Origin of the sequence: Janthinobacterium sp. UMAB-56 (assembly GCF_900095265.1) — a bacterium.
GTDB lineage: Bacteria > Pseudomonadota > Gammaproteobacteria > Burkholderiales > Burkholderiaceae_D > Janthinobacterium.
Genome location: NZ_LT607652.1, coordinates 101,219 through 115,126, shown reverse-complemented (window position 1 = coordinate 115,126; position 13,908 = coordinate 101,219). Strand labels below are relative to the sequence as shown.

Annotated in this window: 11 protein-coding genes; 6 read left to right on the top strand and 5 right to left on the bottom strand. The window is 63.7% G+C overall.

Annotated features, from left to right (window positions below; all coding sequences use genetic code 11):
- The first annotated feature begins 116 nt into the window (after positions 1-116).
- Both K0F85_RS03555 and K0F85_RS03550 read left to right on the top strand, forming a co-directional pair.
- Positions 117-1,817: a methyl-accepting chemotaxis protein gene (locus K0F85_RS03555; RefSeq protein WP_219114588.1), complete on the top strand. Its 1,701-nt coding sequence runs from the start codon at positions 117-119 to the stop codon at positions 1,815-1,817.
- 170 nt (positions 1,818-1,987) lie between these two features.
- Positions 1,988-4,066: a tetratricopeptide repeat-containing diguanylate cyclase gene (locus K0F85_RS03550; protein WP_257572504.1), complete on the top strand. Its 2,079-nt coding sequence runs from the start codon at positions 1,988-1,990 to the stop codon at positions 4,064-4,066.
- A gap of 45 nt (positions 4,067-4,111) precedes the next feature.
- On the opposite strand, the gene K0F85_RS03545 is transcribed toward K0F85_RS03550, so the two are convergent.
- Together K0F85_RS03545 and K0F85_RS03540 are read right to left on the bottom strand one after the other, a co-directional pair.
- Complete coding sequence (locus K0F85_RS03545; RefSeq protein WP_219114587.1) at positions 4,112-4,441, bottom strand: hypothetical protein; 330 nt, start codon at positions 4,439-4,441, stop codon at positions 4,112-4,114.
- A 139-nt stretch (positions 4,442-4,580) separates the two neighbouring features.
- Entirely contained in the window at positions 4,581-5,858 is a 1,278-nt protein-coding gene (locus K0F85_RS03540) for a cytochrome c peroxidase (RefSeq protein ID WP_374198637.1), read from the bottom strand.
- Between the two features lie 163 nt (positions 5,859-6,021).
- Here K0F85_RS03540 and acpA point away from each other — a divergent pair, with 163 nt between their 5' ends.
- Positions 6,022-8,142, top strand: a complete 2,121-nt coding sequence (acpA, locus tag K0F85_RS03535) for an acid phosphatase (RefSeq protein WP_219114586.1) — start codon at positions 6,022-6,024, stop codon at positions 8,140-8,142.
- Between the two features lie 66 nt (positions 8,143-8,208).
- On the opposite strand, the gene K0F85_RS03530 is transcribed toward acpA, so the two are convergent.
- Positions 8,209-9,144 (bottom strand): hypothetical protein, encoded by a 936-nt coding sequence (locus tag K0F85_RS03530; RefSeq protein ID WP_219114585.1) that lies wholly within the window; start codon positions 9,142-9,144, stop codon positions 8,209-8,211.
- A 238-nt stretch (positions 9,145-9,382) separates the two neighbouring features.
- Positions 9,383-9,802 carry a hypothetical protein gene (locus K0F85_RS03525; protein ID WP_219114985.1) on the bottom strand — a complete coding sequence of 140 codons (420 nt, stop codon included), beginning with the start codon at positions 9,800-9,802 and terminating at the stop codon, positions 9,383-9,385.
- Between the two features lie 299 nt (positions 9,803-10,101).
- On the opposite strand from K0F85_RS03525, the gene K0F85_RS03520 reads away from it, so the two are divergent.
- Positions 10,102-11,172 (top strand): hypothetical protein, encoded by a 1,071-nt coding sequence (locus K0F85_RS03520; protein ID WP_219114984.1) that lies wholly within the window; start codon positions 10,102-10,104, stop codon positions 11,170-11,172.
- Here the strand turns inward: K0F85_RS03520 and K0F85_RS03515 are convergent.
- Complete coding sequence (locus K0F85_RS03515) at positions 11,165-12,124, bottom strand: LysR family transcriptional regulator (RefSeq protein WP_257572502.1); 960 nt, start codon at positions 12,122-12,124, stop codon at positions 11,165-11,167. The two genes, K0F85_RS03520 and K0F85_RS03515, sit on opposite strands and share 8 nt — an antisense overlap.
- Before the next feature lie 109 nt (positions 12,125-12,233).
- Between K0F85_RS03515 and K0F85_RS03510 the strand changes: the two genes are divergently transcribed.
- On the top strand, positions 12,234-13,073 hold the full coding sequence (locus K0F85_RS03510; protein WP_219114584.1) for a phytanoyl-CoA dioxygenase family protein: 840 nt from the start codon (positions 12,234-12,236) through the stop codon (positions 13,071-13,073).
- Entirely contained in the window at positions 13,073-13,894 is an 822-nt protein-coding gene (locus K0F85_RS03505; RefSeq protein WP_219114583.1) for a sugar phosphate isomerase/epimerase, read from the top strand. Before K0F85_RS03510 ends, K0F85_RS03505 begins: the two co-directional genes overlap by 1 nt.
- The last annotated feature ends 14 nt before the right edge of the window (positions 13,895-13,908 follow it).

The window sequence follows — 13,908 nt, the reverse complement described above, 5'->3', positions numbered from 1 at the left end:
CGCCGTTGCGCGCCGCCGCTTTTTTTCCGCAAGGCATCAAAAATGTCGACCGGACGGGGTATATTCATCTGGCGGGCAAGGCCGACGGCCGCAACCACACCTCCAGGGGAAACGCCATGCGCAGCAAACTCTCGATCAAGAACATCTTTGCCGCCATCTTCCTGCTCAGCCTGGCGCTCTCCATCGTCAGCCTGTTGGCCCTGTTTCGTGTCGCCACCAAACAGGCGGAAGCGAACCAGGTTACTGAAACGCGCTTCCAATCCTACCTGCTGGCCGATGAACTACGGCAAAGCTCGGACGACCTGACCCGGTTGGCCCGCACCTACGTCGTCACAGGCGATGCCAAATATGAACAGCAATACCTGGACATCCTCGACATCCGCAACGGCAAGAAACCGCGCCCGGCGCATTATGAGCGCATCTACTGGGACTTCGTGGCGGCGGGCATGCCCGTGCCGGCGTCGACCGGGCCCAGCGTGCCGCTGGCCGAACTGATGCACAAAGCCGGCTTCAGCGAGCAGGAATTCGCCAAACTGCAAGAGGCCCAGGCCAATTCCGACGGTCTGGTGAAGACCGAGTTGATCGCCATGAACGCCGTCAAGGGCTTGTTCGACGACGGCAACGGCAACTTTACCAAACAGGGGCCACCTGACCCGGAAATGGCCCGCAGGATCATGCACGATGCCGAATACCACCGCAACAAGGGCAAGATCATGCAACCGGTGAATGAATTCCTCACGCTGCTAGACCAGCGCACGAGCGCGGCCGTGCAGACAGCGACGGGCAGCACCATGGCGGCCTATTCCGTCACCGTCGGCGTGCTGCTGGTGTCCGTCATGGTCTCGCTGCTGTGCCTGTTTCTGGTATACCGCCACATCAAGCGCAGCCTGGATCAAGCGATTGCCACGGCGCAATTGATTGCCGGCGGCGACCTGAGCATCGATGCCGTCATCGAAAGAGCCGACGAGATCGGCGTGCTGTTGCTGGCGATGAACACCATCAACGCCAACCTGACGGGGCTGATCGGCGACATCCGCACCAGCACGGGCGAGATGTCGGTGGCCACCCATGAAATCGCGCTGGGCAACGCAGACCTGTCGGCGCGCACCGAGGCACAAGCCAGTTCACTCGAAGAAACGGCCAGCTCGATGGAGACGCTGACGGCAACGGTGCGGCAAAACGCCAGCAACGCAGGTGAAGCGAACCAACTGGCCGCCACCGCCTCGTCCGTCGCCGTGCAGGGCGGCGCCGTCGTCGCCCAGGTGGTCAGCACGATGGGCGCCATCAAGGAAAGTTCGAGCCAGATCGCCGACATCATCGGCGTCATCGATGGCATCGCCTTCCAGACCAATATTCTGGCCCTGAACGCAGCCGTCGAAGCTGCGCGGGCTGGCGAACAGGGCCGCGGCTTCGCCGTCGTCGCCAGCGAGGTGCGCAACCTGGCCCACCGCAGCGCGGCGGCGGCCAAGGAGATCAAGACCCTGATCGGCGCTTCGGTAGAGCGGGTGGACGCAGGCAGCAAGCTGGTCGACGAGGCCGGCCGCACGATGGCGCTGGTGGTGGACTCGATTCAGAAGGTGGCCGCCATCATGGGCGAGATCACCAGTGCCAGCCACGAACAGAGTGCCGGCATCACCGAGGTCAACCAGGCCGTCACGCAGATGGACAACATCACGCAACAAAATGCGGCCCTGGTGGAGCAGGCGGCCGCCGCCGCCGAGAGCCTGCAAGAGCAGGCCCAGGCCTTGATCACGGCTGTCGCCATTTTCCGCCTGAAGGGCGGCCCGCCAACCCGAACCGCCGTCGCCCTGCGTTGAGAAGCGGTCAGCGCCGAAGTGTGCAATTTCTCAGAAATCTGCGCGTGCCATGATATTTCTTGATTGCAACAGAATATAATCTATTCCAGACAATAGCGCATTGCGGGAGCGGGACGTTGGCAGGCAGACAGACACGGGCATCATGGCGAAAGGCGCATTGGCTGCTGGTATTGGCTTGCCTGCTGCCGCCCGCCGCACACGCCCAGCTCAGCAAGCTCGAGCAGTTTCTTGCCGCCGTGAGCGACGATGGCCGCTTCGTGCCCGCGCGCGCCCTGGAGCGCCTGCAAGAGGTGGAAACGCAGGCGCGCAGCGCTCCCTTGCCGGTGCGTGCGGAATTCCTTACTCAGTTGAGCAACGCCCGCATGCGCCTGGGGCAAAACGATATCGCCATGCAACTGGCCGAAGAGCTGATCGCCGACGCCCGCCTGAACAAGAGCGACGTGGCGCTGGCGAAAGGCATGCTCAACAAGGCCTACATCACGTTTGCCAGGAACGAAGGCCGCGCCTCGCACCTGCTGGCCTTTGAAGCGGAACGCATCGCCAACCGCACGCAAGACTTGCCCGTGCGCGTGCAGGCCACCATCAGCGCGGGCCAGTCGTGGGCCGAGGAAGGCAATTTCCCGTTCGCGCTGGCCAAGCTGCAGGCGGCCGTCGACCTGGCGCGCCAGAGCAAATCCCCCTCCAGCCTTGCCGCCGCCCTGAATGCCCTCACCCTGCTGTACACGCAGATGCGCGAATACGACAAGGGCTTCGAGGTGCTCGACGAATTGCTGGCAGTATCAAACACCCTGGCATCGCCGGGCCGCATGGCGCAGGCGAAGAATACGGAATACGGGCTGGCACTCGACGCGCAGCAGCCGCAGCGGGGCCAGCGTGCCCTGCTGGCGGCCCTGGACCTGGAACGCCAGCTCGGTGCGCGCGGCATGGTCGCCGTCACCCTCGTCAATCTGTCGGACAGCTACCTGAAGCAAGGCGATTATGCGCGCGCGCTGCGCTTTGCGCATGAAGCCATCTCGGCGGGGCGCCAGGTCAACAATGAACAGGTGGAGGCGACGGCGCGCCTGAATATCGGCCAGGCGCTGATCGGCCAGGGACGCTTGCAGGAAGGCAAGCAAAGCGTGGCCACGGGCCTGGCCTACTACGAACGCACTGCCAACCAGCCGGACATGCAGGCCGTGCTGCTGGAATACGGCATGGCGCTGGAAAAGGCCGGCGACATGCGCGGCGCCATCGCGGCGTATCACCGCGAGCGGGGCATTTCCAACCAGCTGTTCGAGAAGCAACGGCAAAAAACCGTGTATGAATTGCAAGAAAAATATGCGGCGGAAAAGAAGCAGCGCCAGATCGAGCTGCTCAGCCGCGAGAATCAGCTCAAGAGTACAGAGATCGACAACCGCCGTCTGCAGCAGCGCGTCTGGTGGCTGCTGGCGCTGGTGCTGGCCATGGCATTCACCATCGTCGGCTTGCTATACCGCAAGGTGCGCCACGCGAACGTGCAGCTGAAAGTGAAGAACCAGGAACTCAAGCGCCAGAGCTCGCGCGACCCGCTGACGGCGCTGTACAACCGCCGCCATTTCCAGGAATTCATGCGCAACCATGCGGGCCAGCCGCTGCAGGCCTACGGCGGCGCCGATGTCGTGGGCGCGCTATTCCTGCTCGACGTCGACCATTTCAAGCATATCAACGACGCTTACGGCCATGCGGCGGGCGACCTGGTGCTGACGACGATCGCCGAAACCTTGCATGACGTGTTGCGCGAAACGGACATGATCGTGCGCTGGGGTGGCGAGGAATTCCTCGCCTTCCTGCCCGCCGTCGCGCGCGACGGACTCGACGATATCGCGCGGCGCATCCTCAACGGCATGGCGGCGCAGCTCATCCATTACCAGGGACAGGCCATCCAGGTGCACGTGTCCGTGGGCTTTGCGCCCTATCCGCTGGCGCCGCTGGGACGACCGCTCACGTGGGAACGCAGCGTCAACCTGATCGATATGGCGCTCTACCTGGCCAAGGCGCACGGGCGCAACCGGGCGTACGGCTTGCGCGGTTTTCAGCAGGTGGAAAGAACGACCCTGGAAGCGGTGGAGCAAGACCTGGAACGCGCGTGGCGCGACGGCTTTGTCGATTTGAGCGTGGTGCTGGGAGGAATGGACGCGATGAACAGGACGGGCACAGAAACGGCGGGAACGGGTACGCCAGAGCCAGGCGGCCACGCCAGCGGTGGCGTGGCCGCCGCCGCCATCACCTGAGGGCAACTGCGGCAAGCGGGCCGGCGTTGGCCGGCGCTGGCGCAATTACTTGTGCGCGGCGTCCTGCATCTTTTCGCCGGCTTTTTCCACTTTCTTGCCGACGGCATCAGCCGCTTCGCTCATTTTCTTGTCGGCGTCAGCGGCGACCTGATCCATCTTGGCACCCGTATCGGCAGCAGCCTGGCTCATAGCGTCGTCGGCCTTGTTCGCGGCGGCCTTGATGTCGGCTTCAGCCTTGGCGGCGGCGGCATCGATCTTCTGGCCCGCTTGTTCCGCAGGACCGGCGGCAACATCATCTTTCTTCTGGCAGGCAGCCAGTGCCACGACCATCATCCCGGCGGCGCACACGGTCATCCAATTTTTGCTTACTTTCATGATATTCCCTTTCATTGTTATCAAAAGACACAGAGCAGTTCGCAATATACACCGGCCTAAAATTTTCTAGCGTGCGCTAACGCACATAAAAAACAGGCTTTTGTGGCGTAGTTGTAAGCAATGGTATCTTGCTATTTTTTCAGCCATGTTTGCCCTGCGCGGGATGGGGCGCCTGATCGCCATCGGTCAAGGTGTGCAGGAAGGCGATCACGTCGGCGATCTCCCTCTCGTTCAGTGCGGGCGACTGGCCCGGCTGGCGGTCAAACGGCGCTGCCACATTCACGTTCGCTTCCAGGCCGGGCGGCAGGTCGTCGTATTTGCGCACCTTGCCGTTTTTATCTGTCGGATACCATTTTTGCGGCGCCGTATCGCGCTGCACGTAAAAACGCAGCACCTGCTCCAGGCTGGTAAAACTGCCATTGTGAAAAAACACCTTGCGCAGGGCGACGTTGCGCAGGGATGGCGTCTTGAAACTGCCGCAGTATTCCTGATGCTCCATCAAGTCGGTACGGTCCGGGCCGCACAATCCCAGATCGAAGAACCCCGGGTCCGCATTGACAGGCAGCCTGGCATTGCGCGGCACGCCGATATTGATCAAGCCGTAGTCCGTGAACTGCGGGAAGGCGCCGCCGGCAGTCACCTGACTGAGATGGCAGGATGCGCAATTACCCTTGCGTTCATCGTTGAACAGGGCCAGGCCGCGCGCTTCCTGCGGGCTCAGGACGGCCTGCTTGCGCAGGACGGCGTCGTACTTGCTCGTGTACGGATAGAAATCGGACGGGCTTTCCTGGAACACTTCCAGCGACATCAGCGCCCAGCGCAGCGCCTGCTCAGGCTGCGCGAAAATATCCGCGCCATACGTCTGGCGAAACTGCGCCGCCAGGGGGCTGGCGCGTAATTTGGCGACGACGGCGGCGGCATCGCGGTTGCCCATCTCGCGTTGTGACAACAACGGCGCCAGGGCCTGCTCATGGCCGGACTGGGCGCGGCCATCCCAGTTGCGCCCGCCCGTAGGACCGGCGTCCGCGCTGTCGTCGCCATCGTCGTCATGGAAATGTTCGGTGAATGCGGGCGCCGTCTGCAGGTAGCGCAGCGAAGGCGCGGCGCGCGTGCCCGCATCGTTCAATTCCGGGCCGCCCAGCTGCACCGCCAGCCCGTTCGGCGGCCCGTACGCATGTTCGGGACTGTGGCAGCTGGCGCACGACATCTTGCCCGATACGGACAGGCCCGGCTCAAAGAACATGGCGCGCCCCATGGCCGTCATTGCCGCCACAGAAGGCGGGCGTTTCAAGGTGGGCGCGTAGGCCCCGGCCAGGTAGGCGGGCGCAGGGGCGGCCTGAACTTCTTTTGGTGGCGCCGGCTGGCAGGCGGACAGCCAGCACACTGCGAGCAGCAGGGAGAGCTTGGTTTTCATCATGGGCTGGCAGCGTAACAACGGCATGTGACAACTGCGTGACAAACCCCTGCGAAACGTCATGTATCAATTCCGTACATTACGTCATGTAACAGGCGCTGACATGTCACGCAGCTGACATATTGTCTGCCTAGCATGCGACGTTTTCCACCCAGAAGGCATGACCATGAAACCGCACGCTCGCCCCGTCTTACGTCCCCTACCAATCTTGCTGTCGCTGGGCCTGGCCGCCTGCGGCAGCAACTATGCCATCACGCCCGGCACCACGGGCCAGGTCATCGGCAACTACTATGAAAACGCCCAGGTGTGCCTGGAAAGCAGCACAGCCAAGCTGACCTGCGACAGCGCTTCAAGCCCCGTGCGCACGGCCGCCGACGGCAGCTACACGCTCGATGGCCAGGGCGCCGTGCTGGTGAGCATCGGCACGGATGCCATCCGCCATGAAGCCATCGGCGACGCGGGCAGCAAGGTCACGCAAAAACTGCTGCTGCGCGCCCCCGCAGGGCACAGCACTTTCGTCAGCGCCCTGTCGACGGAACTGGCGCAAGTCATGGACGGCAATGGCGGCGACTTTACGTCCGCCAGCAGCAAGCTGGCCGCGCGCCTCGGCGTGTCGGAAGCGGGCCTGGCGTCCGACTTCAACAAGGCCAGCGGCGACGAGCTGGCGAAACTCAAGGCAGAAAATGCCAGCGTCACGGCCCTGATCGCCAGCGCCAGCGCGCAGGCGGCGCCCGCCGACGCCCTTGCCGCCCTGAATAGCGCCCTGGCGTTGAACAATATCCAGACCATCGTCGTCATCTATGCGGAAAACCGCGGCTTCGACAATCTGTACGGCTTGTTCCCGGGCGCCAACGGCGTGCCAGGCGTCAATCCCACGTCGACGTCTGCCTACGTGCCGCAAAAAGACGTCGACGGCAGCACCCTGCCCGTGCTGCCACCCACCTGGGGCGGCATGACGGCGGCCGGCCAGAGCACCGTCATCACCCAGGCACAATCGGCCAACCTGCCAAACAAACCGTTCCAGATCGATGACGCCAGCAGCCCACTGTACCTGCCGCAATCCGTCATTACGCGCGACCTGGTGCACCGCTTCTACAACAACCAGATGCAGATCAACGGCGGCGCCAACGACAAGTTCGCCGCGTATTCCGATGCGGGCGGCCTGTCCATGGGCTATTACGACGGCAGCAAGATGCAGTTGTGGGATATCGCCAAGCAATATGCGCTGGCCGACAATCTGTTCATCGGCGCCTTCGGCGGCTCCTTCCTCACGCACCAGTACCTGATCTGCGCCTGCGCGCCCACCTATCCGAACGCGGACACCTCGGTGGCCAAGGGTTCTATCGCCAAGATCGACGTCGATGCCAAGGGCAATTTCCTGCGCCTGACGCCGTCCGCCACAGCGCCGACCACGGTCTTGAACGGCGCGCCCGCCTATGCCAATGACGGTGCGCTGACGCCGGCCGACAGCACGGGCATGTTCTACGCCGTCAATACCATGCAGCCGGCGTTCCAGCCCAGCAGCAACGCGCCGGCTCCGGGCGACAGCAGCAAGCTGTATGCGGACACGGGCAAGGCCACCACCCTGCCACCGCAAACGCAGACGAATATCGGCGACCTGCTTTCAAGCAAGAACATCGACTGGGCCTGGTATGCGGGTGCCTGGAAGGATACGACGGCCCTGGCAACGGCCAGCGCACGCGCCGGCAGCTTCCCGAATCCGCCCAACTTCCAGTTCCATCACCAGCCGTTCAATTACTTTGCCAACATGGACCCGGTGAAGGCGCCCGCCTACCGCGCCGCCCACCTGCGCGACTTCGACAGCCAGTTCCTCAGCGACGCGAGCGCCGGCAAGCTGCCGCCCGTGACCTTCTACAAGCCGCAGGGCAACCTGAACCAGCATGCGGGCTACGCCAGCGTAGCCGACGGCGATGCACATATCGCCAGCGTCATCGCCCAGTTGAAAAAGAGTCCGCAATGGAAGAACATGCTGGTCATCGTCACCTACGATGAAAACGGCGGCTTTTATGACCACGCCGCGCCGCCGAAGGGCGACCGCTGGGGCCCGGGCACGCGCGTGCCCGCCATCCTCGTCTCGCCGTACGTGAAAAAGGGCTTGGTTGATCATACGCAATACGATTCTGCATCCATCCTGCGCGCCATCACGCACCGCTTTGCGCTACCCGTGCTCGATGGCTTGAGCACGCGCGACAAGGCGCTGGTGGCCAACGGCGGCAAACCCATGGGTGACTTCAGCGCGGCGCTGGCGCTGCTGCCGCAAGAGTAAGCGTCACTTCTGACGCCAAGGCGGCGCCCGCCGGCCTGGCCGCAGCGGGCGTTGTAGCGGGTGGCGCTACTGGCCCGAGACCGGAACTGCATCGAGCAGCGAGCGCTCGAGCAGTTGCGACAGCGATGCGCGCAGCGCCTGCGCGCGCGCCGCCAGTTCGGGCCGCTTGTAACGCTCGGCGGCGATCAAGCTGCTTTCCAGGCAAACCCGGTCGCCCCTGGCCAGGCAAGCGTCGGCCAGGTCGAGCCGGGCGCTGGCCAGCGCCACTTTCACCCTGGCATCGAGTTCCAGTGTGTCCGGATCGTCGCCCCAGCGCTTCACGTAGACGGCCAGCCGCGTGGCGGCCAGCTCTGGCTGGCCCGCATCGATGGCCTGGTTGACGCTGCCTTGCAGCGCCAGCCACGCCTGTGCCCGCTGTTGTTGCCTGTCGCAAGTAGCGGCAGACTTGGTGATGTTCGCCTGCAAGCGTTTAATGTGCGCGGCGGGGGCCTTGGCGCTTTTCAGCACGGCCAGCGCACTGCGCGCCCCGTCCAGGTCGCACTGCGCCGCCAGCGCAGTGGCAGCCTCGACCTGTTCTGCCACGCTGGCCGGCTTGTCGGCGGGCTTGTTGAAGAACCAGATACCAGTCAGCACCACGGCCGCCGCGATCCACGTGCGCAAGCGCACGGGCGGGCGCGGCGGCGGCACCGAGCCCCTGGCGGCCGGTTTCGCTGGCGGCGCCTTGGCCGCTGCGGCAGGCGCTGGCGGGACGGGTTTGGGTGCGGGAATAGGCGAAGGTGCGGACTGCGGCACGGGCTGCGGCGCGCGCTGCGAAGCAGGAATGGGCGGAGCGACGGGCACCGGTGGTGGCATGCGCGGCAGCGGGGGCGGCGCCACTGCTTTCTCCAGAACAGGCGCTTGCGCCACCTGACGCGCGCCGCAAAACGGACAATACACCACGCGCAGCGGCAAGGTCAGGCCGCAAGCGGCGTTAAGGCAAACGTCATTCACTGTTTCAAGCACATTCCAACCTTTTCCTGGAGTCATTCCACTGCGTTCTGCCGCAATATTACCTTACACAGGCGCGGCAACGGCGCACTGGCGCCGTGTTCCACGGCCTCGATGCCGACCAAAAAAAGCGCTGTCTCCGCTCAGCCGGGGGCAGAGCGAATATTATCGTGGTATCAGGGGAGTCGCCGAAAACGGCAGGGCAACGATTCAGGGGCAGGCAACAACGCCATAGGCGTTTTATCAGCGGCTCTTACACCTTGACGGCATCAACTTTCGCGATCAACGTGCGCGGAATGATATCCATTGCAGGGCAAGTTTCCATCGCGTCCGAATACGCGAGCCAGCGCTGCAGGCTTTCCATGCGGCGAATGGTGATGCCCTTGCCATTGATGTAGCCGATCTGCTCGAAATTGGCGGGGCTGGTGGTCAGTTTCGACACGGTGGGCGCATTGTCGACCAGGCGGTCGTAGGCCTTGCGCGCCTTGTGCTCCCACTTCGCCAGCACGGGGTCGTCGAAGCGGTTGCTTTCAAAATACACGGTGATGGTGCGGTCGTGGTTGGCAAAACCGACGATGGCCGCCCCCTTGCGTATGGTCAACAAGACATCTTCCTTGACGCCCGTGACGGGAACGAACACGGCAGCGCGCCCATCCGTATCCGGCCGCTCCATGGGAATATCTTGTCCGATTATGCTCATCACATCACACTCTTAGTCATTGCCTGTAGGCTTGTTATCCCAGCATCACTGGAAACGTGCCCTGCGCATGCATGCGTTTGCCGCTGCGAAGAGCCACTCCCTGGCTGTTTATCAAATAATACATTGCCGGAAAGCACTACACAAGATAATCAGGGGCGCGGCAGCCACAGGTCCTCCGCCGGAGGGGGGGAATGGTGTGCCCTGCGGCAATCACCTTGAGCGGCAATCACCTTATAATGCTGCGATTACTTCACGTCCCCACCTTTCGCACCATGACGCTTCCCGAGAATGACACCAGCCGGCTCGATGCCATCAGCGCCGCCGCCACCGAAGTGGCCGCGCAAAACGTGGCCGACCTGCTGGCCATGGCCATCTGCCACCGCCCGGACGAACCGGCCCTGATCGTTTGCGACAAGCGCAGCTGGCTCAATGTCGTGCTGACGGAAGCGTATCGCCAGGCCTTGCCGGACGCCACCTTCATCGATTTCGACGACGTCACGCCCGACGCCGTGCTGGCCGCGTTTGCCGAACTGCCGGCCGGCAGCCTCGTCGTACTGATCCAGTCGACCAGCTTCCGCCTGGAAGCGTTCCGCATCCGCATCGAACTGTTCAAGCGGGGCCTGAAAGTGATCGAGCATGTGCACCTGTCGCGCATGCCCGGCGTGCAGGGGCTGCATTACATCGCTTCGCTGGCCTACGACCCGGCCTACTATCGCGGCGTGGGCCATGCGCTGAAGGCCCGCATCGACGTCGCCCGCCACGGCATGGTCGACAGCGGCGGCGAGCAATTGGTCTTTGCTTCGCCGTTCGAATCGGCCAAGCTGAATATCGGCGACTACAGCGGCATGAACAATATCGGCGGCCAGTTCCCTCTGGGCGAAGTATTTACGGAAGCGCAGGACCTGGAAGCGGTGAACGGGCGCGTGCGCATCTTCGTTTTCGGCGACACGCACTTCATGGTCAACCGCCCCGACACGCCGATCACCCTGATCATCGAAAAGGGCCGCGTGACGGGCACCGAGCACGCCACGCCTGAATTTTTGGCCATGCTGGAGATCATCCGCGCGCATGAGGGCGAAGTGTGGGTGCGCGAACTGGGCTTCGGCATGAACCGCGCCTTTTCGCGCGAGCAGCTGGTCAACGACATCGGCACGTATGAACGCATGTGCGGCATCCATCTGTCGCTGGGCGCCAAGCATGGCGTCTACACCAAACCACAATTCAAGCGCAAGGATGCGCGCTACCACGTCGATATTTTCGCCGTCACCGAAGCCGTCTACCTCGACGACGAACGCGTGTACGCGGATGGCGCATGGACGCTGGAAGCCGTCGCTTTCAACTGAAAAAACCTGCCGCTGCCAGCTCGCGGTCCCATGGCGGCACGGGCTGGTATTCGGCCACCAGGAAATCGATCAGCGCGCGCACCTTGGGCGACGGCTGGCGGCTGGCCGGATACAGGGCGCTCAAGTGATTCAGCGGTAGCTCCCAGTCGGACAGCACGGGCACCAGGCTGCCATCGAGCAGATTGCGCCAGGCAAGGAAGGTGGTGCTGTAGACGATGCCGAGTCCCCGCTGCGCCGCCTGGTGCAGCACCAGGCCGTTATTCGCCGTGAAGCCCGCCTGCACGCGCACGCTCACCTCCTCGCGCTGCTCCCCTGCTCCACGCTGGAAATGCCAGTTCGTGCCATCGGTCAGGTGGCTGAAATGCAGGCACTGATGCTGCAGCAAGTCTTGCGGCGTCTGCGGCACGCCCCACTGCGCCAGATAGGCGGGACTGGCGCACAGCACGGCGCGGCACGGCGCCAGCGGGCGCATGGCCAGCGCGCTGCTGTCCGGGATGCCGCCCACACGGATGGTCAAATCAAAGCCGTGGCGTATCGGGTCGAGCAAGGCATCGTCGACAAACAACTCGGCCAGCACCTGCGGGTGCCGTAAACTGAAACGGGCGACGGCATCGGCCAGCCACGCGCTGCCAAAACTCGATGGCGCCTGGATGCGTAGCGGCCCCGCGAGCTCCGCCCCGGCCCCCGCCTGCGCCACGTGCGCCACCATGCGCGCCGCTTCCTGCGCCTGGCTGACGGTGGCCATGCACGGCGCCAGGTAGGCGCGGCCCGCATCCGTCAAACTCACTTCGCGCGTGGAGCGGTGCAGCAGGCGCGCATGCAGGCGTTCTTCCAGCTGCATGATGGTCTTGCTGACCATGGCCCGCGTCAGGCCCAGGCGCTGTCCGGCCAGCGTAAAGCTGCGCTGGCGCGCCACTTCGACAAAAATTTCCATCGCTTTGAGTTGATCCATGTCAAAGATTGTCTTCTTTTTGGCGACAATCTGTCAACCATTGCTCGATTGTTTGCCTCCCACGTCCAACCTACAATGGCGTTTTCCATTGACCTCCGGAGCCGCCGCCATGCTAACTATCGAACAACAGAAACAATACCAACGCGACGGCTACATCATCCTGCCCGATTTCAAGGGTGCGGACGAGATCGCCGCCTTGCGCGCGCGCGCCGAGCAGATTGTCAACGAATTCGATCCCAGCATCAGCCAGTCCATCTTCACCACGCGCGACCAGGCAAAAAATACCAACGATTATTTTCTGGCCTCCGACAACACCATCCGCTGCTTCTTCGAGGAAGAAGCCTTCGGCGCGGATGGTCAGTTAAAGCAGGCAAAATCGCTGTCGATCAACAAGATCGGCCACGCCATGCATGACCTGGACCCCGTCTTCCGCGCTTTTTCGGCCGATCCGAAACTGGCCGAAGTGGCGCGCGACCTAGGCCTGGCGGACGCGCAGGTCTGGCAATCGATGTACATTTTCAAGCAGCCCGGCATCGGCGGCGAAGTGCGCTGGCACCAGGACGCCACGTATTTCGAGACCACGCCGATCAGCGTGACCACTTTCTGGTTCGCGCTGGAAGACGCGACCCTGGAAAACGGCTGCCTGTGGGCGGAACCGGGCGGCCACCGCGGCCCACTGCGTGAACGCTTCATCCGCAACGGCGACGCCGTGCGCGTGGAAAAACTCGATGCCATGCCCTGGCCCGACGATAGCACGGCCGTGCCACTGGAAGTCAAGGCGGGCGCCCTGGTCTGCTTCCATGGCTTGCTGCCGCATTACAGCGCGCCGAACCGTTCGCCCGTCTCGCGCCACGCCTACACCTTGCACGCCACCGACGGCCAGACCGACTATGCAGCGCACAACTGGATACAGCGCGATGCCGCGTTCCCCGTGCGGGGCTTCGTCTGATGCGTATCGAAATCTACGCCGCCCACTGGGGTAATAACGAGCTGCCGCCCGAGGTCTTCATCGACAGGGTAGCGGCGGCCGGCTTCGATGGCATCGAGATGTCGCTGCCGCTGGACGCCGCCCTGCGCGAGGAATGGACGGACCGCATCGCCAAGGCGGGGCTACAGTTGATCGGCGCGCAATGGGAAACCGTCTTCCACAGCGACTTCGACCTGCACCGCGCGGCCCTGGCCGAACTGCTGGACAACGCCTGCCTGGCGCGCCCCGTGCTGGTCAACACGCACACGGGCAAGGATTACTACAGCCAGGCGCAAAACGCGCAACTGATCGACCTGGCCGCCGCCATCTCGGAAAAGCACGGCGTGCCCATCGTGCATGAAATCCACCGCAGCCGCTTCAGCGGCCATCCGATGCTGCTGCTGCCCTACCTGGCGCAGTATCCGGCGCTGCCCTTGACGGCCGACCTGTCGCACTGGTGCTGCGCCTGCGAATCCCTGCTCGAAGACCAGCCGCAAACCCTGGCGCAGGTACTGCCGCTGGTGCGCCACGTGCATGCGCGCGTGGGTCACGCGCAGGGGCCGCAGGTGGCCGACTTCCGCGCACCGGAAGCGAAGGCAGCGCTCGACGCCCACCTGGCGTGGTGGGATGCCATCGTTGCGCTGCGCCGCGCGGCAGGCGCCGAGCGCCTGACGTTCACGCCGGAATTCGGCCCCGCACCTTACCTGCAGACGCTGCCCTGGACGCAGCAGCCCGTGAGCGACGCGTGGGAACAGAACGTCGCCATGCTGCAGTTGCTGCGTCAACGCTATGCGGCGGCTTGAGGAAGCTGCGGAAG